Origin of the sequence: Cellulosimicrobium cellulans (genome assembly GCF_024124905.1) — a bacterium.
Classification (GTDB): Bacteria; Actinomycetota; Actinomycetes; order Actinomycetales; family Cellulomonadaceae; genus Cellulosimicrobium; species Cellulosimicrobium cellulans_G.
This window is the reverse complement of the sequence record NZ_JAMXST010000007.1, coordinates 48,295-72,650: the sequence shown is the minus strand read 5'-3', so window position 1 is coordinate 72,650 and position 24,356 is coordinate 48,295. Positions and strand designations below refer to the sequence as shown.

Below are 24,356 nucleotides of genomic sequence, written 5' to 3'. Positions count from 1 at the left end.
GTGGCGGCGCAGCGGCCGGTGGAGCGGTGGGTCCCGACTGCTCCCGGCGGCGGGACGGGACCGGGGCTCCTACTTGGACGGGAACCCGAGCGCAGCGAGCGTGGGTCGCAGGTGGGCGCGCCCGCGCAGCGCGCCGGGGACGCGCAGGCGGTCGACGACGCGGTCGCGCCAGCCGCCGTCGAGCCCCTCCTCGCGGTAGAAGGGCGCGATGCGCTGCTCGTACGCCGCGACGTGCTCCGCCTGGTCGCCGTGGTAGCGCTCGGGGTGCAGCACCGCCGCCTGCGGCAGCCGGGGCTTGACGCGCTCGCCGCCCGCAGGGTCGGGGTGCCCGACGACGAGCCCCACGACCGCGACGACGCCCTCGGGCAGGCCGAGCTCGGCCGCGACCTGGGCCGGGTGGTTGCGCAGCGCGCCGATGTACACGGTGCCGAGCCCGAGCGACTCGGCGGCGACGACCGCGTTCTGCGCGGCGAGCGCGGCGTCGAGGAACGCCACGACCGTCGTCTCGAGGTAGTCGGTCGCCTCGAGCCGGACGCCCTCGCGCTCCCCGAGGGCGCGCGCCCGGGCGACGTCGGCGAGCCAGACGAGCAGCAGCGGCGCGGTGCGGACGTGCTCCTGGTCGCCCGCGAGCGCCGCGAGCCGGTCCTTGCGCGCGGCGTCGGTGACGGCGACGACGCTCCAGAGCTGGAGGTTCGACGACGTCGGTGCGGACTGCGCGGCGGCGACGAGCGTCGGGACGACGTGGTCGGCGAGCGGATCGGTGCGGTAGCGACGCACGCTGCGGTGCCCGAGCACGGTGCCGAGCACGTCCGCGGGGCGGACCGCGTCGCGCGCCCGGCCGACTGCGGCACGGCGTGCCAGCCCGACGACGGCACCGGGCGCCGCGACGTCCGCGACGTCCGGCGCGACGCCGTAGCGCGCCCCGACCGCGGCGCGCGCGCCGTCGAGCACCGCACCGTCGGGCACGCCGGCGTCGGGCCGGGCACCGGTGGGCACGTCGGTCAGGTCGCTCTCCAGGTCGCGCGGGCCGCCGTCGCGGCGGTCGCGGCGGGCCGGACGCACGACGGCCGGGACGGTGACGGGTGTGGACGTCATGAGGCGGTCCTCTCGGGGAGTGCGGAGAGGCGGGCGAGCGCGAACCGCTCGGCCGCGAGCGCGTCGTCGGGACGGGTGGCGAGGTCGGCGAGCACGCGGCCGACCGCCGGGGCGAACTTGAAGCCGTGGCCGGAGAACCCGGCGCCGACGACGACCGGACCGCGCCGGTCGAGCACGAAGTCGTGGTCCGGCGTCGTCGTGTAGGTGCAGCTCACGGGGACGTAGGCGTCGGGGTCGAGGCCGGGCAGCCACGTGCGGACGTAGTCGCGCAGCACGGCGAGCTGACCCGGCTCGGGCCGGTAGGAGCGCCGGTCGGGGTCGACGACGGGCCCGACCCCGTGGAAGCCGACCTTGACGCCCTCGCCCGGGGTCGCGAGGCCGTAGACGCCGCTCGGCCACGCGGTGCCGGGACCGACGTCGTGCGTGAACGCCGGCCACCCCTGCGGGGACGCGCCCGGGGCGAGCGCGAAGTGCGCGGGCTGCTCCTGGGTCACGACGAGCGGGAGCTCCTGCCCCAGCAGCCCGCCGGCGGGACCGCCGAGGAGGCCGGCGCTCCACGCCCCGACGGTCACGACGACGACCCGCGCGACGACGTCGCCGCCGTCGGTGACGACGCGCACGCCCTCCGGGACGCGCTCGACGTGCCGGACGGCGGTCTCGTGGCGGACGTCGGCGCCGCTCGCGGCGGCCGCGCCCTGGAGGGCCGCGACGGCGCGGTCGGCGTGGAGCCGCCCGGCCGTCGCGACCTCGTGCAGCACCCGGCCCTCGAACCGCAGCCCCGGCCAGCGCTCGGCCGCGGCCGCGGGGTCGAGCCACTCGTGCTCGATCCCGCGGGCCGCGAACGCCGCACCGATCGCGTCCGCGCGGCGCTCGGCCGCGCCGTCGCGCCGCCCGTGGCTGACGCCGCCCGTGACCGTGAGCAGCTCGGTCCCGGTCTCGTCCTCGACCTCGCGCCACAGGCGGAGCGCCTCCTGCGCGAGGTCGAGGTACTCGGGCTCGGCGTACGTCGTGCGGTAGATGCGCGACGTCCCGTGGGAGGCACCGTGCGCGTGCCCGGGGGCGAAGCGCTCGAGCAGCAGGACGTCGCGCCCGCGCCGGGCGAGCTGCCACGCGGCGGCCGAGCCCATGACGCCGCCCCCGACCACGAGGTGGTCGACGTGCTGGGTGCTGGTGGTCATGCGCGGGTCACTCCGTCTTCGGGAGGCCGGGCGGGTTGGTCTGCGACTCCTCGACGGCCTCGGACTCCAGGCCCCACCGCTGCAGCACCTGGAGGTACGTGCCGTCCTCGATGGCGTGGTTGATCGCGGCGGTGATGGCCGGGGCCACCTCGTTGCCCTTCTTCGTGGCGACGGCGATCTGCGCGGTGTCGGGCCAGCCGCCGTTGAGCGTGCCGACGACCCTGAAGTCCTGCGGGGAGATCGCCGCCTGGTACGCGAGCGACGCGTTGGGCCCGACGTACGTCTCGATGCGCCCGGACTGGAGCGCGAGCAGGACGTCGGAGAACTGCTCGTAGTACTCGGGGCCCTGGATGGGCTCGAGGCCGTCCTCCTGGTTGAGGCGGTCCCACTCGAGCACGATCTTCTCCTGGTTCGTCCCGGAGCCGACGGCGACGACCTTGCCCGCGATGTCCTCGCGCTTCGTGATCGACGTGATGTCGGAGTCGGCGCCCACGAGCCAGCCGAGCTCGTCGTTGCGGTACGTGGAGAAGTCGATGGTCTCCTTGCGCTCCTCGGTCACCGTGACGTTGGAGATCACGGCGTCGACGTCGCCCGAGCCGAGCGCGAGCGGCCAGTCGGCCCAGGCCTTGACCTCGAGGCGCAGGTCCTTGCCGAGCGCGTCGGCGACGAGCTGCGCGATGTCGGTCTCGTTGCCGATGGGGGTCTCGTCGTCGTCGGCGAGGAAGCCGAGCGGCGGCGCGGCGCCCGCGGAGATCGCGACGACGAGCTCGTCCTTGTCCTTCCAGGCGTCCGGGAGGAGCGCGACGGCCTCCGCCGACTCGGTGGTGCGGATGCGGTCCTGGTCGGGGCTCGTGCTCACGTCGAGGGCGTCCGAGACGGACGTCGTGCTCTCCGTCGTGCCGTCGGAGGAGGCCGCGCCCTCGTCCGCGGCCGCCGGGGCCTCGGTGCTCACCCCGGAGCAGGCCGCGAGCGCCAGCAGGGGCACGACGGCGAGGGCGGCGAGCGCGCGGGGGGCGCGGGCGCGGGTGGTCGTTGCGGTCACGGGTGTCCTACCTCTCGGGTGGTGCGTCGGGGTGACGCGGGAGTGCGGTGCGGGACGGCCGGGCGGCCGGTCGCGGGTGACGACGTCGGGAAGCGGTGGTGGGCGCGGTACGCGGGGCGGCTGCGGGTCGAGGACCCCGGCTCGCCCCGGGTCAGAGGACCTTCTGGAGGAAGGCCCGGGTGCGGTCGTGGCGCGGGTGGTCGAGCACCTCGGCGGGCGTGCCCTGCTCCACGACGACGCCGTCGTCCATGAACACGACGGTGTCGGCGACCTCGCGGGCGAAGCCGATCTCGTGCGTGACGACGACGAGCGTCGTGCCGGTGCTCGCGACGTCCTTGATGACCTCGAGCACCTCCCCCACGAGCTCGGGGTCGAGCGCCGAGGTCGGCTCGTCGAACAGCAGCACCTTGGGCCGCAGCGCGAGCGCGCGGGCGATGGCGACGCGCTGCTGCTGCCCGCCGGAGAGCTGGCGCGGCCGCGCGTCGGCCTTGTCCGCGAGCCCGACGCGCTCGAGCAGCGCGCGGGCCTCCGGCTCGACGTCCTCGCGGCGGCGACGCTGCGCCGAGACCGGCGCCTCGACGACGTTCTCGAGCGCGGTGAGGTGCGGGAACAGGTTGAAGCTCTGGAAGACGAACCCGATCTGGGTGCGCTGGCCGAGGATCTCGCGCTCCTTGAGCTCGCGCAGGGTGTTGCCCTTGCGGCGGTACCCGATGAGCTCGCCGTCGAGCGAGATGAACCCCTTGTCGACCTTCTCCAGGTGGTTGATCGCGCGCAGCAGCGTCGACTTCCCGGAGCCGGACGGGCCGAGCACGACCGTCACGGACCCGGGCGGGACGGTGAGCGACACGTCGCGCAGCACCTCGAGGGTGCCGAAGCTCTTGTGGACGCCGTGGATCTCGACGAGCCCGGCGGTCGCGACGTCGGTGGTCGCGACGACGGCGCTCACGCCGCACCTCCCGCCGTGCGCGCGGTGCGCGTCAGCACGCCCACGCGGGCGCGGGCCGCGTACGCGGGCGGGACGGAGTCGGGCACGGGCCGGCCGGAGAGCCGCGACGCCCAGACCAGGACGGTCCAGCGCGCCTTCTGCAGCGGCGTCGGCGGCAGCGTGCGTACGGCACCCTTCGCGTAGTGCCGCTCGACGTAGTACTGGACGACCGTGATGAGCGTGGTGAGCACGAGGTACCAGATCGACGCGACGATGAGCAGCGGCACGACGCGGCCGTTGCGGCCGTAGATGACGCTGACGATGTAGAACAGCTCGCCGTACGCGAGCACGTAGACGATCGACGTGCCCTTGAGGAGCCCGATCACCTCGTTGACGGCCGTCGGGATGATGGAGCGCATCGCCTGCGGCAGGATGATGCGGCTCACCTCGCGCCGCTTGGGGATGCCGAGCGACGCGGCGGCCTCCTGCTGCCCCTGGTCGACCGAGAGGATCCCGGCCCGCACGATCTCCGCCGAGTACGCGGCCTGCGAGAGCCCGAGCCCGAGGATCGCGGCCCAGAACTTGTCGATCACGGACAGCGTGTCGAAGTACAGGAACTCGGGCCCGAAGGGGATGCCGACGCTGAGGTACGGGTAGAGGTACGCGAGGTTGTACCAGAGCAGGAGCTGCAGCAGCAGCGGCACCGACCGGAACACCCACGTGTACGTCCACGACACCGACTGGAGGAGCGGCGAGCGCGAGAGGCGCATGAGCGCGAGGACCGTGCCGAGCGCGAACCCGACGACCGACGCGACGAGCGTCAGGCGGATCGTCGCCCACGCGCCCTCGAGGATCGACGGCCACGTGAGGTACTGCGCGACGACGCCCCACTCCCAGCGGTCGTTCGTCACGAGCGAGCTGACGACCATGGCGAGCAGCACCGCGACGCCGGCCGTCGCGGCCCAGCGGCCCGGGTGTCGCGCGGGGACGATGCGCAGGCTCTCGAGCGGCAGCGCGTCCTCGACACCGCCGCTCCGGTCGGCGGGGTGCCGGCCCGACGGCGGCGCGAGCTGCCGGGACTCGTCCTGCGGGAGCGACACGGTGCTCATGACGCGACCTCCAACCACTTCTCGAAGGCGAGCGGGCCGATCTCCTCGGGATCGGTCCCGGTGTCGAACAGGGGCGTGTAGCCGGTCGCGAGGTACAGGCCGGCGGCCTCGGGCTGGCGCGGGCCCGTCGTGAGGTACACGCGCCGGTAGCCGCGCTCGACGGCGCGGCGCTCCAGCTCCGCCAGCACGAGGCGCGCCAGCCCGCGGCGCCGGTGCGCCGAGTGCGTCCAGATCCGCTTGAGCTCGGCGGTGCGCACGGCGGGCGTCCCGTCGGTGCAGCGCGCGGACGGCCGGGCGAGGCGTGCCGGGTCGCCGAGCTCCGGCTCGGTCCGACGGCGGAACGCGCCGCCCGCGACCGGCTCGCCGTCCTCCAGCACCAGCACGAGCTCGCCGTGCGGCGCCGCGAAGTCCTGCGCGGGGTAGTGCTCCATCTCGGCGCGGAGCTCCTCGGCGCTCAGCACGCGCTGGTACCGCGTCCAGTACTCGTGGGACAGCTCGTCGAGCAGCGGCCGCACGAGCGGGTCGTGCATCGCGACGGACCGGACCTCGCGCACCGCAGCGCTCGACCCCGTCGCCCCGGACGGTCCCGCCGTGGCCGGGACGGCCGCGAGCGCGGTCACCGCGGTGCCCTCTCGCCCGCGGTGACGGCGAACGGCACGTGGTTGCCCTCGACCGGCGCCGGGCACGTCCCGACGTCGCTGAACGCGTACGGGAGGTTGATCGCCCGGTTGAGGTCGAGCCGCACGCGCCCCTCGGTGCCGGGCGCCACGTCGGCGTCCACCCACAGGACGCGCCAGGGCGCGACGTCGTCCGCCTCGTCGCTGAACAGCAGCGTCACCGCGCCGCCGGCCGTGCCCGTGAGGACGAGCGTCGCCCGGTGGACGACGCCGTCGCGCTCGACCGCGAGGTCGACCTCGCCGACCGTGCTCACGTGGTGCACGAGCCCGGGGCGCGCGGCGCCGACGACGACGGGCCGCGGCGCGTCGTACCAGCGCACCGCCGCGTCCACGACCCAGGCGGGGTCGTAGGCGAACGTCGGGACGCCGTCGAACCCCGTCCGGGCCGGAGCGAGCGGGTCGCGCAGCCGGACGGCGTACCGGCCCGTGCGGCGCACGACCTCCACCGCGACCTCGCGCGTCTCGCCCCCGTCCGCCGGGTCGCCCGCGTCCCGGCCGTCCGGCAGGAACGTGCCCGCGACCGAGGACCCACCCTCCGTGACGACCACGGTCCCGACGGAGTCGCCCGTCGTCGCCCGGACGGCGCCGCCCTCGTCCGCGCGGTGGTGCGCGCCGTCGGCGTCGGCCCACCAGAGCCCGGGCACGCCGGGCAGCGCGGCGGGCTCGGCCGGGAGCCAGTGGTACGCGACGAGGCTCAGCCAGCCGTGCGGCGGCCGGAGCCCCTCCTCGCGCTCGGCGTGCCATGCCGCCCACGCGGCGGCGTCGTGCGCCTCGTCGGCCGTCCCGGGGGCGGCGGGGTCGTCGGCCACGGTGCCCGTGGCGGTCAGCGTGCTCTGGCTCATGGGTCCTCCGAGGTCGGTACGGTGCAGGTCTGCGGTGCGGGTGCGTGCGGGACGGCTACGGTCGGCCGACGAGCTCGGCGGAGGCCGCCGAGGGCTCGGGGTCGGCGGCGCGCGGCGCGGTGCCGGGCCGCGCGAGGCCGAGGTGCTCGCGCAGGGTCGTGCCCTCGTACTCGGTGCGGAACGAGCCGCGCTCCTGGAGCAGCGGAACGACCTGGTCGAAGACGTCGTCGAGCCCGCCCGGCGTGAGGTGCGGGACGAGGATGAAGCCGTCGGACGCGTCCTCCTGGACGTGGCGGTCGATGTCGTCCGCGACCTGCTGCGGCGTGCCGACGAAGCCGCCGCGCGACGTCACCTGGATGACGAGCTCGCGGATCGACCAGCCGTTCGCCTCGGCCTGCTCGCGCCACGCCGCGGCGACCGCCGCCGGGTCCTTCGCGTGCCGCACGCGGCCCCGCGTGATCGACAGGTTCTCCGTGTCGGGCTCGACGTCGGGCAGCGGTCCCTCGGGGTCGTACGCCTCGAGGTCGCGGCCCCAGACCTGCTCGAGGAACGCGATGGCCGTCGGCCCGGAGACCTGCTGGAGCCGGATCTCGCGAGCGCGCTCCTCGGCCTCGGCGGGCGTGTCGCCCAGCACGACGACGGTCGCGGGCAGGATCTTCAGGGAGTCGCGCTCGCGCCCGTGGGCCGCGAGCCGTCCCTTGACGTCCTCGTAGAACGCGCGCCCGGCGTCGAACGTCGAGTGCGCGGAGAACACGACGTCGGCGGTCGCGGCGGCGAAGTCGCGCCCGTCGGCGGAGTCGCCGGCCTGGAACAGGACGGGGTGCCCCTGCGGTCCGCGCGGCGTCTCGAACAGCCCGACGACGTCCGCGTACGTCCCGTGGTGCGCGACCGGCCGCACCGACCCGGGGCGCAAGAACTCGCCCGCGATCCGGTCGGCCAGCACGGCGTCGTCGTCCCACGAGTCCCACAGGGCGCGCGCGACCTCGACGACCTCGGCCGCCCGGGCGTAGCGCTCGGGGTAGGGCAGGTACCCGCCGCGGCGGAAGTTGGCGCCCGTGAAGGCGTCGGGGCTCGTCACGAGGTTCCAGGCCGCGCGGCCCTCGGAGAGCAGGTCGAGCGTCGCGAACTGCTTCGCGAGCTCCCACGGCTCGTTGAACGTCGTGTTGATCGTGCCCGCGAGGCCGAGGCGGTCCGTGACCGCCGCGAGCGCGGCGAGCACGGGCAGCGTGTCGGGGCGACCCACGACGTCGAGGTCGTGGATGCGGCCCTTGTGCTCGCGCAGGCGCAGGCCCTCGGCGAGGAAGAAGAAGTCGAGCTTGGCGTCCTCGGCGCGGCGGGCGAGGTGCTCGAACGAGGCGAAGTCGATCTGGCTGCGCGAGCGGGGGTCGCTCCAGACGGTGGTGTTGTTGACGCCCGGGAAGTGGGCGCCGAGGTGGATCTGCTTGCGGGGGCGCGTGCTCATGTCGTCGGTCCGTCCGGGGTCAGGCGATCGCCGCGTAGCGGTTGGCGGGGAGCGGGAGGCCGAGCGTGTCGCGCAGCGTCGTCCCGGGGTAGGCGGTGCGGAACAGGCCCGCGCCCTGGAGCAGCGGCACCACGCCGTCGACGATCGCGTCGAGGTCCGTGCTCAGCGACGACGGCCGCAGCAGGAAGCCGTCGGCGGCACCGGCGTGCACCCACTCCTCGACCGTGACGGCGAGGTCGCGCGCCGTGCCGACGTGCGTGAGCGAGTCGGTGTCCCACGAGACGCCCTCGAGGTCCTCGAGCAGGTCGAGGCGGGCCTGCGCGCTCGCGCGCGTGTCGCCGACGACGACGTAGGCGTCGACGAGGACCCGCAGCGCGTCGGGGTCGCGCCCGGCGTCCGCGGCCGCGTCGCGCACCTGCGACCGGAGCGTGACGGCCTCGTCGCGGGTCGCGGCGCGGACCCGGACGACGTCGGCCCGGCGGGCCGCGAGGTCGAGCGACGCAGGCGTGTCCGCCCGGACGACGACGGGCGGCTGGCCCTGCGGCGGGCGCGGCGTGATCGACGGCCCCTTGACGGCGAACCGGATGCCCTCGTGGTCGACGTAGTGGAGCTTCTCGCGGTCCACGAACCGGCCCGTCGCGACGTCGCGGATCTCGGCGTCGTCCTCCCACGAGTCCCAGAGCCGCGTGACGACCTCGACCGCCTCGTCCGCCTCGGCCACGGCGTCGGGCTCGTCCTGGGCGCCCTTGCGCCCGAAGGCCGCGGCCTCGGCCGGGGTCGTGGACCACCCGACCTGCCATCCCGCGCGCCCGGAGCTCACGTGGTCGATCGTCGCGATCGCCTTGGACACGTGGAACGGCTCGGTGTGCGTGGTGGTGACGGTCGGGACGAGGCCGATGCCCGCGCTGCGGGGCGCGAGCCGGGACGCGACGAGCGCGGCGTCGAGCCGGCCGCGCACGGACCCGTTGCGGCCCGGCTGGAGCGTGAACGCGTCGTCGAGCGTGACGAGGTCGAGCAGGCCGCGCTGGGCGGTGGCCACGAGCTCCACGAGGCGCTTGGCGTCGAAGAGCCGCTGGGCCTGGGAGCCCACGGTCCGCCAGGCGGCGGGGTGCGCGCCGGCGTCGGTGAGGTCGACGCCGAGGTGGAGGGTGCGGGCGGGGCGGGGGTCGGACATCGCGAGGATCCGTTCTCAGTTGAGCCGACGGCGCGCTCAGGGCGCGGCGGGGTGCCGGAGGGTGGGCAGGGGGGTCCGGCCGCGCGCGGCGGCAGGACGGGCTGGGGAAGCCGGGAGGGACCCGGACCGCGCGCGGGTGGCGCGGGGTGTCAGAGACGGGTCGTCGTCAGCGACAACAGGCGACGGGCGCGGGACCCGTGGCCCCGAGGGCGGGGGCGCCGGGGGCGCCCGCGAACGGACAGGGGCACGTCGACACGTGCGCGGTGCTCACCGCGGTGCTCGACATTCGCCGATCCATCGTCCGTCTCCTTCGTGCCCGTCGCCGGGCTCCGCGTCGTTGCCCCGCGCCGCGCGTGGTCCGCGCGACGCGGGACCTGGTCCTCACCCGGGGCACCCCACCGCGCGGGAGGGTTGCCGTCCGACGAGCCGGGGCTTGGCGTCGGAGCTCATGACCATGTCCTGTGACCGGGGTACGTCGACCTCGGTTGCGCGGGAACTTACGAGCGGCCACCGCGGGGTGTCAACGCACCGAGGAGACCTTCCCACATACTGGACTCAATCGGTCAACTTTGAGCACCACGACGCTGTTTGCACCGAGTGCATCGATGCACTTAGTGTCATGACGTGCCCCTCCCCTCCGCGACCGAGCCGTCGGGCGTGCCCGCGCCCGACCTGGCGGCCGACCCCGCGACCGGCCCCGCGACCGATCGCCGCGCCGCGCTGCGCGCGCGGCACCGCCGCGCGATCGTCGATGCCGCCGCGTCGCTCATGGAGGAGAACGGGGGCGCCCGGTTCACGGTCGACGACCTGGCCGCACGCGCCGACGTCGCGCGGCGCACGATCTTCAACCACTTCGCGGCGCTCGACGACGTGGTGGTCGAGGTGTGCGAGGACGTGCTGGGCACCGTGGTCGACGCGCTCGGGGCGAGCGCCGCGGACCCCGGCACCGACCGCACGACCCCGCTCGACGACCTCACCGCCGCGCTCCGCGGCACCGACCTCGTCGGCCCGATGGCCTACCTCACGCGTGCCCTCGGCGGCACCGCGACCGAGCCCACCCCCCGCGTCACGACGATGGTCGTGCGCACGTTCACCCACCTCGCCGAGCGCCTGGTCGCCGAGACCACGCGGCGGCACCCCGACGTCGACCCGCTCGAGATCGAGATGCTCGTCGGCGCGCTCATGGCCGGGGTCCTGGTGATCCAGCGCCGCTGGTGGGCCGCGACCGGCGCCGCCGACGACGACGCCTCGCGCCGCGTGTGGGCGAACCTCCTCGACCGTCTCGTCGCGCGCATGCGCTCAGGCTGGGAGCTCCCCGCCTGACGCCTCCCGCCCTCACCTCCCCGACCGCCACCGGACCGCACGCCGCACCGCCCACCGGACCACCCCGGACTCCCCACCGAAGGACCCTCATGGCTGAACTCCTCTACCGCCTCGGGCGTGCCAGCGCGCGCCGCGCGCGGACCGTCCTCGCCGCATGGCTCGCGGTGCTCGTGCTCGCCGGGGCGGCGTTCGTCGCGTTCGGCGGCTCGCTCGCGAGCAGCTTCTCCATCCCGGGCACCCCGACCGCCGAGGTGACGGAGCGCCTGCAGACGGCGCTCCCGGAGGCATCGGGCGGGAGCGGCACCGTCGTCTTCGCCACGGAGGACGGCTCGGCGTTCACGCCCGAGCAGGAGGCGGCGATCTCCGACCGCCTCGCCGCGGCCGAGGAGGTCGACGGCGTCGAGACGGCCGTCGACCCGTTCGCCACGCAGGCCGAGCTCGCGGACCAGCGTCAGCAGGTCGAGGACGGCCGCACCCAGATCGAGGCCGGGCGCACGCAGCTCGAGGACGGTCGCACGCAGCTCGCCGCGGGCCAGGAGCAGCTCGACGCCGCGCGGACCCAGCTCGACGAGGGCCAGGCCCAGCTCGACGCGGCACGCGCGCAGGCCCAGGCCGCGGGCGCGCTCGACCAGGTGGCGCCCCAGCTCGACGCGCAGCAGGCCGAGCTCGACGCCGGGCGCGCCGAGCTCGACGCCCAGGCCGCGGCGCTCGACAAGCAAATGACCGCGCTGGAGGACCAGAGCACGACGCTCGAGGAGCAGTCCGCCCAGCTCGAGGCCTCCGCGCCGCTGCTCGAGATGGCGTCGGAGATCCGCATGGTGTCCGAGGACGGGAGCGCCGCCGTCGCGAGCGTCGCGTTCACCGAGCCGAACATGAGCATCGAGCAGCAGACCAAGGACGACCTCGTCGCGGTCTTCACCGACGACCCGGTCGAGGGTGTCCAGACGGACTTCTCGTCCGACATCACGCAGGGCGTCCCCCAGGTCTTCGGCGTCGGCGAGGCGATCGGCCTCGTCGTCGCGGCGATCGTGCTGGTCGTCATGCTCGGCACGCTCGTCGGCGCGGGGCTGCCGATCCTCACCGCGCTCATCGGTGTCGGCATCGGTGCGCTCGCCGCGATGTCGCTCTCCGGCGTGGTCGAGATGTCGTCGGTGACCCCCGTGCTCGGCCTCATGCTCGGGCTCGCGGTCGGGATCGACTACTCGCTGTTCATCGTCAACCGGCACCGCCGCCAGCTCAAGCAGGGCGACGACGTCCAGGAGTCGATCGCGCTCGCGAACGGCACGTCGGGCAACGCCGTGGTGTTCGCCGGCGCCACGGTGCTCATCGCGCTCCTCGCGCTCAACGTCACCGGCATCCCGTTCCTCGGCCTCATGGGGACCGTCGGCGCGCTCTGCGTCGCGATCGCCGTGCTCATCGCCGTCACCCTCACGCCCGCCCTGCTGAGCATGATCGGGACGCGCATCCTCAGCCGCCGTGAGCGCGCCGCGCTCGCCGGGACCCAGACTCCGGGCGAGCCGGGCGCCGCGACCGACGCCGCGCCGTCGGGCACGACCGCTCTGGACGGGACGAAGCCCGTCCGCCCGATGTCCACGCTGCGCGCCGTGGGCACGGCGATCCTCGCCGTCGTGGCGCTCGGGGTGATCGCGCTCCCCGCGCTCGACCTGCGGACCAACCTGCCCGACGGGTCGTCGGAGGCGCACGACTCCACGCAGTACCGCGCGTACTCGACGATCGCCGAGCAGTTCGGCGAGGGCACCAACGGCCCGCTGCTCGTCGTCGCCGACCTCCCGGGCGAGCCCACCGAGGCGGAGGCGCTGGAGTACCAGGTGCAGGTCGCGCGGTCGCTCTTCGCGCTCGACGACGTCGTCGCGGTCGCCCCGGTCGGGACCTCCGCGGACCGCACCGTCGCCGCGTTCCAGGTGATCCCCGCCGAGGGGCCCACGAGCGAGTCCACCGAGGAGCTCGTGCACGACCTGCGCGCGCTCGAGCCCCTCGATGGGGACGTGACGCTGGGCGTCGCCGGCTCGGCCAGCGGCAACATCGACATCTCCGACAAGCTCGCGCAGGCGCTGCCGATCTACCTCGCGGTCGTCGTCGGGCTGTCGCTCGTCATCCTCGTGCTGGTGTTCCGGTCGATCTTCGTGCCGGTCGTCGCGACGCTCGGGTTCATCCTGTCCTACTTCGCCGCGCTCGGCGGGGTCGTCGCGATCTACCAGTGGGGCTGGCTCTCGGGGGTGTTCGGCGTCGAGACGCCGGGCCCGATCCTCAACTTCCTGCCCACGATCCTCGTCGGCATCCTGTTCGGCCTCGCGATGGACTACCAGCTCTTCCTCGGCTCGGGGATGCGCGAGGCGTACGCGCACGGCGCCCCGGCGCGCGTCGCGATCGTCCAGGGCGTGCGCGCGGGCCGGGCCGTGGTGACGGCCGCGGCGATCATCATGATCTCCGTCTTCGGCGGGTTCGTCTTCTCGCACAGCGCGATGATCCGGCCCATCGGGTTCGCGCTCGCGTTCGGCGTGCTGGTCGACGCGTTCGTCGTGCGGATGCTGCTCGTCCCGGCGCTCATGCACCTCGTCGGCGACAAGGCGTGGTGGCTCCCCCGCTGGCTCGACCGCGTCCTGCCCGACGTCGACGTCGAGGGCGCCGCCCTGGAGCGCCGCCACCCGCACCACGAGACCCCCGTCGATTCCCCGGAGCCCGCGCGCAGCTGACCGCACACACCACCCCCGTGCGCCGAACCCGGGGTTGCTCCCGGGTTCGGCGCCGAACCGGGGAGCAACCCCGGGTTCGGCGTCAGGGGCGGGGCACGTGGACCGTCGCGACGATCGCGCGGTGGTCGCTGCCGGGCACGGGCAGGGAGGCGACGTCGGTCACGACGTTCTCCCGGTCCGTCACCACGTGGTCGAGGTTCAGGACCGGCGGCACCGTGCCCGGGCGCGGCGACCACGACAGGTCCAGACCGCTTCCCGACGCGCGGCTCGCGTCGTGGAACCGCTCGCCCAGCAGTCGCCGGAACGTCGCGTGGTCGTGGGTCGCGTTGAAGTCGCCGACGAGCACCTGCGGGAGCGGGTTCGCGGCCGCGCGCTCGGCGAGCGCGGCCGTCTCCTCGCCCCAGACCCGCACGTACTCCGGGATCGGCGGGATCGGGTGCACGGCGGTGACCCGCACGGGCACGCCGTCGACCTCCACGGTCGCGGACGGCATCGCGTCGTTGGAGAACGGCTCGAGGTCGACGTCGTCGAGCGGCAGCGCGCTCCACAGCCCGCTGCCGAGCGCCCCGGACCCGACCTTGGCATCGACGCCGTACGGGAGCACGTCCTCGATGCCCGCCGCGACGAGCCGCTCGCGCAGGTCGGTCGTCAGCTCCAGCACCGCGAGCACCTGGACGTCCTGCTCGCGGACGAGGCGGACCAGCGCGTCCGCGTCCGCCGACCCGAGCCACGCGTTGGCACCCATCACGCGCAGCGACGCCGCGTCGTCGGGCGGCGCCGGGCCGGGCACGAACGCGGGCACGAGCCACACCGCCTGGGCGGCGACGCAGACCGCGAGCAGCGCCGCGAGGACCCACCGGCGCGCGACGAGCGTGACCACGAGGCCGCCGACGGCCGCCGCCGCGACGAACGGCGTGAACCCGACGACCTGCGCGAGCGGCGTCACCGCGTCGTACGGCACCGCCCGCGCGAGCGTCAGCAGGACGACCACGACCGTCCCCGCCGCCAGCAGGACGGTGAGGACCGGACCGCCCGGCCGCCGTCGGGCCGTGACGCGCGCGGACGGGAGGCTCGTGGTCGCCGGGGTCATGCCCGGACTCTGACACCGTCGCGGCGCACGCGGCGACCCCCCGCGCCGCCTCGCCCGCCGACCTCCACGAAACCCGCCCAGCATGGCGCCCCCGGTCCGCCGAGCACGACATGAGGGTCGTTCTCGGGCGGAGAACGACCCTCATGTCGTGCTCGACAGCGGGCTGTGTCGTGGTCGGGCAGGGTCCACGGACGACGACGCCCCGGTCACCTGGGCGGTGACCGGGGCGTCGGGGGTGCGGGGTTTCAGCCGAAGATGGCCGGGAGCGTGCCGCGGAAGGCCGCGTCCGCCTCGCTGAGCGGGATGGTGAACAGGCCCGCGACCTCGAGCGCCTCGCCCGACTCGGCGACGGCGCCGGGCTCGGTGCCCGTCTCGCCGATCTTCAGCACGGGGACGCCGCGCGCGACGCACGCGTCGACGAGCTTGGACTCCTCGCCCCGCGGCACCGCGACGAGCGCGCGGGCCGTCGACTCGGAGAACAGCGCCTCGAACGGGGTGACGCCGTCGCGCTCGGTCAGCGCGTCGAGCGACACGGTGGCCCCGACGCCGAAGCGCAGCGACGCCTCGAGGAGCGCCTGCGCGAGCCCGCCCTCGGAGAGGTCGTGCGCGGCCGACACGAGGTCGTCGCGGCTCGCGTTGACGAGGACGCCGGCGAGCGCCTTCTCGGCCGCGAGGTCCACCCGCGGGGGCACGCCGCCCAGGTGGCCGTGCTCGACGTCGGCCCACGCCGACCCGTCGAGCTCCGCACGCGTGGTGCCGAGGAGGTAGATGCTCTCCCCCGTCTCGCGCCAGCCCGACGGCGTCGCGTGCGCGACGTCGTCGAGCACGCCGAGCACGCCCACGACCGGGGTCGGGTGGATCGACGAGTCGATCTGCCCCGGCTCGCCGGTCCCGTTGTAGAGCGACACGTTGCCGCCCGTCACCGGCACGCCGAGCTCGCGGCACGCGTCCGCGAGGCCCTCGATCGCCTCGACGAGCTGCCACATCGAGTCGGGGTCCTCGGGCGAGCCGAAGTTGAGGCAGTCGGTCACGGCGAGCGGGCGGGCGCCCGTCGTCGCGACGTTGCGGTACGCCTCGGCGAGCGCGAGGCGTGCGCCCGTACGCGGGTCAAGCTTGCCGTAGCGGCCGTTCGCGTCCGTCGCGAGCGCGACGCCGAGGCCGGTGGACTCGTCGACGCGGACCACGCCCGAGTCGTCGGGCTGCGCGAGCGCGGTGTTGCCCTGGACGAACCGGTCGTACTGGTTCGTCACCCACTCCTTGGACGCGAGGTTGGGCGACGCGAGGAGGCGCAGGGCCGTCGCGCGGAGCTCGTCCCCGCTCTCGGGGCGGGCGAGCGCGTCGGCCTCGACGGTGCGGGCGTTGAGCCCGTCCTGCCACGACGGGCGCGCGTACGGGCGGTGGTAGACCGGGCCCTCGTGCGCGACGGTCCGCGGGTCGACGTCGACGATGCGCTCGCCGTGGTGGTCGATCGTCAGGCGCCCGGAGTCGTTGACCTCGCCGATAACGGCAGTCTCGACGTCCCACTTGCGGGTGATCGCGAGGAACTCGTCGAGCTTGTCGGGCGCGACGACCGCCATCATGCGCTCCTGCGACTCGGACATGAGGATCTCGCCCGCGTTGAGCGTCGGGTCGCGCAGCAGGACGTCGTCGAGCCACACGTGCATGCCGCCGTCGCCGTTCGAGGCGAGCTCCGACGTCGCGCACGAGATGCCGGCGGCGCCGAGGTCCTGGATGCCCTCCACGACCTGCGCCGCGTACAGCTCGAGGCAGCACTCGATGAGGACCTTCTCCATGAAGGGGTCGCCCACCTGGACGCTCGGGCGCTTGGCGGGCACGCCGTCCTCGAACGTCTCCGAGGCGAGGATCGAGGCGCCGCCGATGCCGTCGCCGCCCGTGCGGGCGCCGAACAGCACGACCTTGTTGCCCACGCCCGAGGCGTTGGCGAGGTGGATGTCCTCGTGGCGCAGCACGCCGAGGCACAGCGCGTTGACGAGGGGGTTGCCCTGGTACGAGGAGTCGAAGACGAGCTCGCCGCCGATGTTCGGCAGGCCGAGGCTGTTGCCGTAGCCGCCGACGCCGCTCACGACGCCGTGCACGACGCGCGCCGTGTCCGGGTGGTCGACGGCGCCGAAGCGGAGCTGGTCCATGACGGCGACGGGGCGCGCGCCCATCGAGATGATGTCGCGCACGATGCCGCCGACACCCGTCGCGGCGCCCTGGTAGGGCTCGACGAACGACGGGTGGTTGTGCGACTCGACCTTGAACGTCACGGCCCAGCCGTCGCCGATGTCGACGACGCCCGCGTTCTCGCCGATGCCGACGAGCAGGTGCTTCTTCATCTCGTCCGTGGTGGCCGCGCCGAACTTCGACAGGTGGACCTTGGACGACTTGTACGAGCAGTGCTCGGACCACATGACCGAGTACATCGCGAGCTCCGCGGCCGTGGGGCGGCGCCCCAGGATGTCGCGGATGCGCTGGTACTCGTCGGGCTTGAGGCCGAGCTCGGCGTACGGCTGGACCTCGTCGGGAGTGGCGGCGGCGTGCTCGACGGTGTCCAGCGTCGGTCCTGCGGCGGGACGAGCGTCGGAGCGTGCGGAAGCCTGGGGTGCGGGGGCGGTCATCGTTTCCCTCGGGTGGGCGCTGATGCGGGGAGCGCACGACGGCGCGGGGCCCAGTCTACCGGCGGGTCGCCGGGCCTCGTGGTCCCGTCCGCCCTCCGGTCGGCGTCCCCGTCGTCCCCCTCCCGGTCCCGCCTGGGGCCGACCACGTGGGCGGCCCCAGCAGGCGGGTGTCAGGAGACGAGGCCGACGACGACCCCCACGACGCCCAGCAGCGGCGGGACGAGCTGCACCAGCGCGGCGCGCGCCTTGGACGGCGACGAGAGGATCAGCACGAGCCCGGCGGCGACCATCGACCCGGCGCCCGCGAGGACGAGCGTGAGGCCCACGTCGTGCCGGCCCGTCGCGTACAGGACGATCCCGAGCACGACGAGCACCGCGAGGAACAGGTTGTAGAAGCCCTGGTTGAACGCGAGCTCCTTCGTCGCCGCGGCCTCCTCGCGCGACGTGCCGAAGGTCGCGCGCGTGCGCGCGCTCGTCCACGTGAGCGACTCCATGACGAAGATGTACCCGTGGATCGCCGCGGCGACCCCCGCGAGCGCCAGCCCGAACCCGATCATCCTCGGCCCCTCCCGGTCCGCGAGGCCGCACGGTGCACGACCTCCCGCCGGCGGGCCGGCCCGGGTCGCTGCCTCAGCGGTCCTCAGCGTTCCACAGGAGCGGCTCCGCCGCCGCGAGCGCCACGGCCAGCGCGCCGAGCACGAGCCCGACGCGCGTGTGCGGCAGCCGGACGCCCCGTGCGCGCAGCCGCTCCCCGCGGCGGTAGACCCACTTCTCCCCGGCGACGGCGAGCGTCGTCGCGAGCGCGACTCCCCCGATCGCTCCGGCCGCGACGACGCCGGGCGGGACCGGTGTCGGCTCCTCGCGGTCCGGCACGTACGTGTTGTCCTCGCGCGCGGCGCCGTCCGCCGGCTCGGCCCCGGGGCCGCCGGTCGTCCCGGTGCTCGCCGCCGCGACGTGGTCGCCGGCGTCGTCGGGCGACCGGACGGCGTCGCGCAGCGACCGGACGCCCTCGCGCGCGTCGCGACCCTCCGCGGTCGAGGTCACCGTGAGCACGGCACCCGCCGTCGCGACCGCGGTCTTGGCGAGCGCACGGGCCCAGCGCGGCCGGACGACGTCGGGCACGGCGTACCAGGCGACGGTCATCAGGCCCGCGATCGCCACGGCGCGCGGGTCGGCGGACCGCCGGGTCGGCTCGTGCTCGGTCATCGGGCCCCTTCGTCGGACGGGTGCGGCGCTGACGCGCTCGCCGACCTCAACGGACCACGCGCCCACGAAGTTCCGGCGGCGGACCCCTCGCCCTTGGTGCCGCCGAACCCGGGATCTCTCCCCACGCACGGCCGAGGGTGAGGAGCGATCCCGAGCTCGGCGCCTGGTCAGGGCGCGACGGCGCGCAGGCGCTCGCGGAGGTAGCGGACCGCGGGGGCGTCGGTCATGGTCGCGCGCCACACGACCGTCACCGGGCGGGTCGGGACGGGCTCGCGCACGGGCACCGCGACGACGTCGGACGGCAGGGGTCCCCGGCCCAGTCGCGGGACGAGCGCGACGGCGAGGTCCTGCGCGACGACCTCGACCTGCGACGCGAACTCGAGGCACCGGAAGTCGATGCGCGGGACGCGCGGCTCGCGCGCGAACATGTGGCAGAACCACTCGTAGCAGATGGTGCCGTCGGGCGTGCAGACCCACGTCTCGTCGAGCAGGTCCGACGGCGTGAGCGCGGCCCGGCCCGCGAGCGGGCTCGACGCGTGCACCAGGACGTCGGCCTCGTCGCGGAACAGCTCCTCGGCGCGCAGGCTCGGCGGGAGCGCGAGGCCGACGCCCTCCCAGTGGTGCACGAGCGCGAGGTCCAGGGTCCCCGCCGCGACGGCCGCGACCGCGTCCCACGGCTCGGTCTCCTCGACGACGAGGCGCAGGTCCGGGACGTCGTCCCGCACGCGCGCGACGAGCGGCGCGACGACGCCGCGCACCGCCGTCGAGAACGACCCGAGGCGCACGGTCCCCGTGGGGCGGGCGCCGGCGTCGTGCAGACGCGCGCGGAGCGACTCGACCTGCTCGCGCAGCGCGCGTCCCTCCTCGACCACGCGCCGGCCGGCGGCCGTGAGGACGACGCCGCGCCCCTCGCGGTCGAGCAGGCGCGCGCCGAGGTCGCGCTCCAGGCGCTTGACCTGCTGCGAGACGGCGGACGGCGTGTACCCGAGGTCGCGCGCCGCGGCGTGCACGGTCCCGGTGCGGTCGACGGCGAGCAGCGCGTCCACGGCGGCGAGGTCGATCATGACCCCAGGCTATCGGTTAGCAGAGCTACCGAGAACTGTGCACGACCGTGCGCTGGACGTGCACGATGACCAGGGCGCACCCTCGTACCCATGCCCCTGCGCTCGTCCCTTCTCGCCGTCCTCGTCGCCGTCCTGTGGGGCGTGAACTTCGTCGTCATCGACCTCGGCCTGGGCGACGTGCCGCCCACGCTGTTCGTCGCCCTGCGCTTCCTCGTCGTGCTCGTCCCGGCGATCTTCCTCGTCCCCCGGCCCCGCGCGCGCTGGCGGGACGTGCTGCTCGTCGGCACGTTCATGAGCCTCGGCCAGTTCGGCCTGCTCTACACCGCGCTCGCGCTCGGCATGCCCGCCGGGCTCGCGTCGCTCGTGCTCCAGGCGCAGGTCGGGCTCACCGTCCTGTTCGCCGCCGCCGCGCTGCGCGAGGTGCCGACGCGCTCGCAGCTCGTCGGCGTCCTGGTGGGTGCCGCCGGGCTCGTCGTCGTCGGCGCGGGGCGCAGCGCGTCGACGCCGGCGCTCGCGTTCGTCGTGACCCTCGCCGCCGCGGCGTCGTGGGCGGTGGGCAACGTCGTCGCGCGCCGGGCCGGCCGACGCGACCAGGGCGCTACATCGCGAGACCGGGGCTCTACCCCGGCCGACCAGGGCTCTACCTCGGCCGACCAGGGTTCTACCTCGGCGGGCCGGGGCGTTTCCTCGCGGCCCGGGCTGGACGGGTTGTCGATGACGGTGTGGTCGGCGCTCGTCGTCCCGGTCCCCATGCTCGGGCTGTCGCTCGCGCTCGACGGGCCGGACGTCGTCGGGCACGCGCTCACGCACCTCACGCTCGCGCCGGTCCTGTCGACCCTGTACACCGCGTGGCTCGCGAGCCTCGTGGGCTACGGGATCTGGAACACGCTGCTCGCCCGGTACCCGGCGTCGGCGGTGGTGCCGTTCACGATGCTCGTGCCGCCCGTGGGGATGCTCGCGGCGTGGGTCGTGCTCGACGAGGTGCCGAACGCGGCCGAGCTGCTGGGCGGCGTCGTGCTCCTGCTGGGCGTCGCGACGACGACGGGCGTCCTGCGCCGACGTCCGCGTCACGCCACCAGCGCACGCCCGACGTCCGCCGAGCCCGGGATCACTCCCCACCCGCCGGCCGACCTGGGGAGCGACCCCGGGTTCGGCGGGCCGGAGGCGACACGCGCGCGTTCGCGCTGACACGAGGCCGCGGCCGGGGGTTCCATGGAGGTTCGGGACGTCGAGACGCGAGGGAGCCTCTCATGAGCCAGACCGCGGGTCGCACGGAGGAACGGCAGCAGCCGGAGCTCAAGCGGGTCATGGGGCCCAGGCTCCTGCTCCTGTTCATCGTCGGGGACATCCTCGGCACGGGCGTGTACGCGCTCACGGGCCAGGTCGCGGGCGAGGTCGGCGGGGCGGCGTGGCTGCCGTTCCTGCTCGCGTTCGTCGTCGCGACGATCACCGCGTTCTCCTACCTCGAGCTCGTCACCAAGTACCCGAGCGCCGCCGGCGCGGCGCTCTACACGCACAAGGCGTTCGGCATCCACCTGCTGACGTTCGTGGTCGCGTTCATGGTCATGAGCTCGGGCATCACGTCGGCGTCGACGGCGTCCAACGCGTTCGCCGGGTTCGTCTCCGACGGCTTCGGGCTGGCCCTCCCGACGGGCGGCGACGGCAGGCTCCTCATCGCGCTCGGCTTCATGGCCCTCGTCGCGCTCGTCAACTTCCGGGGCGTCGGCGAGAGCGTCCGGGCGAACGTCGTGCTGTCGCTCGTCGAGCTGTCCGGCCTGCTGCTCGTGATCTTCGTCGGGCTGTGGGCGACGACGCAGGGCCGCGCCGACTTCTCCCGCGTCGTGGTGTTCGAGAGCGCGGACGACAAGAGCGTGTTCCTCGCCGTGACGGCCGCGACGACGCTCGCGTTCTTCGCCATGGTGGGCTTCGAGGACTCGGTGAACATGGCCGAGGAGTGCAAGAACCCCGTGCGCGACTTCCCGCGCATGATGCTCACCGGGCTGTCGATCACGGGCGCGATCTACGTGCTCGTCGCGATCACGGCCGTCGCGCTCGTGCCCGTCGGCGACCTCGTGGACGACTCGAAGGGGTCCGCGCTCACGCAGGTCGTCGCGGCGGGGGCGCCGAACCTGCCGTTCGACACGATCTTCCCGTTCATCGGCATGTTCGCGGTCGCGAACTCGGCGCTCATCAACATGCTCATGGCGTCGCGCCTGCTCTACGGCATGGCGAACCAGGGCGTGCTGCCTCGCGCGTTCGGCCAGGTGCACCCGTTCCGCCGGACGCCGTGGGTGTCGATCCTCGTGACGACGGCCATCGCGTTCGCGCTCATCGTGTACGTCGTGCGGCAGTCGGGGACCGAGGCGGGCACCAACGCGATCGCGCTGCTCGGCGGCACGACGTCGCTGCTCCTGCTCGTCGTGTTCACGATCGTCAACGTCGCGCTCCTCGTGCTGCGCCGCGACCGCGTCGACCACCAGCACTTCCGCACCCGCACGTGGCTCGCGGTCCTCGGCGCGCTCACGTGCGCGTACCTCGCCGGCCCGTGGGCGCGCAGCGCCGAGCAGCAGGAGCAGTACGTCATCGCGGGCGCGCTCGTCGGCCTGGGGGTCCTGCTCTCGTTCGTCACGTGGCTGTACAACCGCTCGGTGCGGCACCGCCAGATCGCGTTCTCCGACGTGTCGCGCCTGGAGGACGAGGTCCCGGACGAGTCCGACGACGACGGCTCCCGGTGAGCGACGACGTCCGCCCGGGGCCGTGGGCCTCGGGCGGACGTCGTGCGCGGCGTCAGGCCGAGCGCTGGCGGGTGCGGAAGGCCTGCGTCGCGAGCCAGCCCATGACGACCGCCGCGAGCGCGAGCAGCCCGAGCCGACCCCACACCACGCCCCAGTCCGGCGAGGCGGCGAGCGCCTCGCGCCCCGCGACGACGGCCCAGTCGAACGGGTTGTACCGCGCGACGTCGGCCACCCAGTCCGCGGACAGACGCGTGTCCATCACGGCGGACGACAGGAACATGAGCGGCAGCGTGATGAGCTGCGAGATGCCGATGAGCGCCTCCTGCTGCCCGGTGAGCAGGGCCATGGCGTTGCTCAGGGCCGAGAAGAGGGCCGTGAGCAGCACGACGGCGAGCAGCAACGCGAGGACGCCGAGCGTCGTCTCGCCGGGCGTGCTGCCGAACCGCGCGCCGCACAGCCACGCGACCGCGAGCACGACGAGCGCCTGCCCGACCGCGATGACGGCCTGGTAGATCATCGTCGACGCCATGAGCGCGCCGCGCGACGCCGGCGACGTGAGGAAGCGGTCCATGACGCCGCGGTCCATGTCCTGCACGTACGACGTCCCGGCCCACGCCGCCCCGAACATCGCCGTCATCATGACGACGCCGGGCGTGATGAACTCGAGGTACGTCCCGCCCGTGGAGAACCCGGGGATCTCGACGACCGCCTGGAAGAGCTGCCCGAACAGCAGCAGCCAGATCATGGGCTGCACGAGGTTCATGACCATGAACACGGGGATGCGCGCGCCCTGGCGCAGCGCCCGCGCGGTGAGCAGCCCGGTGTGCACGACGGCGGTCATGCCGCCACCCCCTCGACGGTCGCGCCGGCATCGGCTCCCGGGCGGCCCCCGGCCGGCGCGTCCGCGGAGGACTGCGCGGCCGTGAACGTGCGGCCCGTGTGCCGCAGGTACACGTCGTCGAGGCTCGGGCGCGCGAGCGTCGCCGACGCGACGGGGAGCCCCGCGGCGTCGAGCGCGGTGAGGACGGCGGGCAGCGCGACGGCGCCCGAGTCGGCCCGGGCGCGCAGGGTGCGGCCCTCGACGTGCACGTCGCGGACGCCCGCGCACGTGCCGACCGCGGCGGTGACGCGGGCCGCGAGGGCGGCACCGCCGTCGGGCAGCCCGGACGCCGCGGCGGTCGGGGCCGCGAGCTCGACGACGATCCCGTCGCCGCGCAGCTCGTCCTTCAGCGCGTCGGGGGTCCCCGCGACGGCGACGCGGCCGTGGTCGACGATCGCGAGGTTCGCGGCGAGGCGGTCGGCCTCGTCCAGGTAGTGCGTGGTGAGGAGGATCGTCATCCTCTCGCGCGCGGTCATGCGCTCGATCTCCGCCCACATCTCGGCGCGCGCCTCGGGGTCGAGCCCGGTCGTCGGCTCGTCGAGGAACAGGACCTGCGGCCGGTGCACGATCCCCATCGCGACGTCGAGCTTGCGCGCCATGCCGCCGCTGTACGTCTTCACGAGGCGGTCGGCCGCGTCCGCGAGGGAGAACCGGTCGAGCAGCTCGGTCGCCCGGGTGCGGGCGGCGCGCGCGCCGAGGCCCTGGAGCCGGCCCGCGAGGACGAGGTTCTCGCGCCCGGTGTCCATGGGGTCGGTCACGGGCTTCTGCGCGACGTAGCCGATCGCGCGCCGCACGCGCTCGGGCTGGCGCGCGACGTCGATGCCGGCGACGGTCGCCGTGCCCGAGTCCGCGCGGCTGAGCGTCGTGAGGATCTTGGCCGTCGTCGACTTGCCCGCGCCGTTGGGGCCGAGCAGGGCGAACACGGTCCCCGCGGGCACGGCGAACGACAGGCCGTCGAGCGCGTGCACGGGCGGGCGGCCGCGGCCGCCCGGGTAGGTCTTGCGCAGGTCGACGGCGTCGATCGCCGTCTCCCGCGCGCGGGTGGTGGAGGGCACGATGAGGCTCCTTGTGTCGGGAGCCGTCTCGCCGGGGGTGGCCTCTCCCGCGCGGCTAGCATGGGAGGGCCCTGGGTGACTGTTGACGCAGCAGTTCCGTCGGTTCCGGCGGGACGACTCGGGCTCGGTGGTCCGGATGTTGGCGCATCCGGGCCACCACTCTT

20 protein-coding genes and 1 riboswitch are annotated in these 24,356 nt (G+C 74.7%); of the genes, 4 read left to right on the top strand and 16 right to left on the bottom strand.

The genetic code is table 11. The features are described 5' to 3' along the window. Nucleotides 1-69: 69 nt before the first annotated feature. The 9 genes from NHH00_RS19510 to NHH00_RS19470 all read right to left on the bottom strand — a co-directional run bounded on the left by NHH00_RS19510 (nucleotide 70) and on the right by NHH00_RS19470 (nucleotide 9,504). Complete coding sequence (locus NHH00_RS19510; RefSeq protein ID WP_253055192.1) at nucleotides 70-1,095, bottom strand: NADPH-dependent oxidoreductase; 1,026 nt, start codon at nucleotides 1,093-1,095, stop codon at nucleotides 70-72. Continuing rightward, a complete protein-coding gene (locus NHH00_RS19505) occupies nucleotides 1,092-2,273 on the bottom strand; it encodes an FAD-dependent oxidoreductase (RefSeq protein WP_253055191.1) in 1,182 nt (393 codons plus the stop codon). Before NHH00_RS19505 ends, NHH00_RS19510 begins: the two co-directional genes overlap by 4 nt. Before the next feature lie 7 nt (nucleotides 2,274-2,280). After that, complete coding sequence (locus tag NHH00_RS19500; RefSeq protein WP_253055190.1) at nucleotides 2,281-3,315, bottom strand: ABC transporter substrate-binding protein; 1,035 nt, start codon at nucleotides 3,313-3,315, stop codon at nucleotides 2,281-2,283. A 151-nt stretch (nucleotides 3,316-3,466) separates the two neighbouring features. Continuing rightward, entirely contained in the window at nucleotides 3,467-4,261 is a 795-nt protein-coding gene (locus NHH00_RS19495) for an amino acid ABC transporter ATP-binding protein (RefSeq protein WP_253055189.1), read from the bottom strand. Then, on the bottom strand, nucleotides 4,258-5,349 hold the full coding sequence (locus NHH00_RS19490) for an amino acid ABC transporter permease (RefSeq protein WP_253055188.1): 1,092 nt from the start codon (nucleotides 5,347-5,349) through the stop codon (nucleotides 4,258-4,260). The genes NHH00_RS19495 and NHH00_RS19490 overlap by 4 nt, the downstream gene beginning before the upstream one ends. Then, nucleotides 5,346-5,879 carry a GNAT family N-acetyltransferase gene (locus NHH00_RS19485; RefSeq protein WP_253055325.1) on the bottom strand — a complete coding sequence of 178 codons (534 nt, stop codon included), beginning with the start codon at nucleotides 5,877-5,879 and terminating at the stop codon, nucleotides 5,346-5,348. Before NHH00_RS19485 ends, NHH00_RS19490 begins: the two co-directional genes overlap by 4 nt. An 86-nt stretch (nucleotides 5,880-5,965) precedes the next feature. After that, entirely contained in the window at nucleotides 5,966-6,868 is a 903-nt protein-coding gene (locus tag NHH00_RS19480; RefSeq protein WP_253055187.1) for a DUF1684 domain-containing protein, read from the bottom strand. A gap of 55 nt (nucleotides 6,869-6,923) precedes the next feature. Then, on the bottom strand, nucleotides 6,924-8,330 hold the full coding sequence (locus NHH00_RS19475) for an NtaA/DmoA family FMN-dependent monooxygenase (protein WP_253055186.1): 1,407 nt from the start codon (nucleotides 8,328-8,330) through the stop codon (nucleotides 6,924-6,926). A gap of 19 nt (nucleotides 8,331-8,349) precedes the next feature. After that, nucleotides 8,350-9,504 carry an LLM class flavin-dependent oxidoreductase gene (locus NHH00_RS19470; RefSeq protein ID WP_253055185.1) on the bottom strand — a complete coding sequence of 385 codons (1,155 nt, stop codon included), beginning with the start codon at nucleotides 9,502-9,504 and terminating at the stop codon, nucleotides 8,350-8,352. Nucleotides 9,505-9,848: 344 nt separating this feature from the next. Continuing rightward, a riboswitch (SAM riboswitch) is annotated at nucleotides 9,849-9,958 on the bottom strand. A 170-nt stretch (nucleotides 9,959-10,128) separates the two neighbouring features. Here NHH00_RS19470 and NHH00_RS19465 point away from each other — a divergent pair. Together NHH00_RS19465 and NHH00_RS19460 are read left to right on the top strand one after the other, a co-directional pair. After that, the gene (locus NHH00_RS19465; RefSeq protein ID WP_253055184.1) at nucleotides 10,129-10,827 is read left to right on the top strand and encodes a TetR/AcrR family transcriptional regulator; all 699 of its coding nucleotides are present in this window, start codon (nucleotides 10,129-10,131) and stop codon (nucleotides 10,825-10,827) included. 89 nt (nucleotides 10,828-10,916) lie between these two features. Then, nucleotides 10,917-13,541 (top strand): MMPL family transporter, encoded by a 2,625-nt coding sequence (locus tag NHH00_RS19460; RefSeq protein WP_253055183.1) that lies wholly within the window; start codon nucleotides 10,917-10,919, stop codon nucleotides 13,539-13,541. Between the two features lie 82 nt (nucleotides 13,542-13,623). On the opposite strand, the gene NHH00_RS19455 is transcribed toward NHH00_RS19460, so the two are convergent. From NHH00_RS19455 to NHH00_RS19435, 5 genes are all read right to left on the bottom strand, one after another. Continuing rightward, nucleotides 13,624-14,631, bottom strand: a complete 1,008-nt coding sequence (locus NHH00_RS19455; protein WP_253055182.1) for an endonuclease/exonuclease/phosphatase family protein — start codon at nucleotides 14,629-14,631, stop codon at nucleotides 13,624-13,626. Nucleotides 14,632-14,876: 245 nt separating this feature from the next. Beyond that, nucleotides 14,877-17,252 (bottom strand): phosphoribosylformylglycinamidine synthase subunit PurL, encoded by a 2,376-nt coding sequence (gene purL / locus NHH00_RS19450; RefSeq protein ID WP_253055181.1) that lies wholly within the window; start codon nucleotides 17,250-17,252, stop codon nucleotides 14,877-14,879. 170 nt (nucleotides 17,253-17,422) lie between these two features. Next, a complete protein-coding gene (locus NHH00_RS19445; protein ID WP_253055180.1) occupies nucleotides 17,423-17,809 on the bottom strand; it encodes a DUF1304 domain-containing protein in 387 nt (128 codons plus the stop codon). Between the two features lie 73 nt (nucleotides 17,810-17,882). After that, a complete protein-coding gene (locus NHH00_RS19440) occupies nucleotides 17,883-18,458 on the bottom strand; it encodes a hypothetical protein (RefSeq protein ID WP_253055179.1) in 576 nt (191 codons plus the stop codon). 167 nt (nucleotides 18,459-18,625) lie between these two features. Further along, nucleotides 18,626-19,522, bottom strand: a complete 897-nt coding sequence (locus NHH00_RS19435) for a LysR family transcriptional regulator (RefSeq protein ID WP_253055178.1) — start codon at nucleotides 19,520-19,522, stop codon at nucleotides 18,626-18,628. A gap of 90 nt (nucleotides 19,523-19,612) precedes the next feature. Here NHH00_RS19435 and NHH00_RS19430 point away from each other — a divergent pair, with 90 nt between their 5' ends. Next, nucleotides 19,613-20,710 (top strand): EamA family transporter, encoded by a 1,098-nt coding sequence (locus tag NHH00_RS19430; protein ID WP_253055177.1) that lies wholly within the window; start codon nucleotides 19,613-19,615, stop codon nucleotides 20,708-20,710. A 62-nt stretch (nucleotides 20,711-20,772) separates the two neighbouring features. Next, on the top strand, nucleotides 20,773-22,257 hold the full coding sequence (locus tag NHH00_RS19425; protein ID WP_253055176.1) for an APC family permease: 1,485 nt from the start codon (nucleotides 20,773-20,775) through the stop codon (nucleotides 22,255-22,257). Between the two features lie 52 nt (nucleotides 22,258-22,309). Here the strand turns inward: NHH00_RS19425 and NHH00_RS19420 are convergent, their stop codons facing one another. Together NHH00_RS19420 and NHH00_RS19415 are read right to left on the bottom strand one after the other, a co-directional pair. Continuing rightward, the gene (locus NHH00_RS19420) at nucleotides 22,310-23,098 is read right to left on the bottom strand and encodes an ABC transporter permease (protein ID WP_253055175.1); all 789 of its coding nucleotides are present in this window, start codon (nucleotides 23,096-23,098) and stop codon (nucleotides 22,310-22,312) included. Beyond that, nucleotides 23,095-24,192 carry an ATP-binding cassette domain-containing protein gene (locus NHH00_RS19415; protein WP_253055174.1) on the bottom strand — a complete coding sequence of 366 codons (1,098 nt, stop codon included), beginning with the start codon at nucleotides 24,190-24,192 and terminating at the stop codon, nucleotides 23,095-23,097. Before NHH00_RS19415 ends, NHH00_RS19420 begins: the two co-directional genes overlap by 4 nt. Nucleotides 24,193-24,356: the final 164 nt, after the last annotated feature.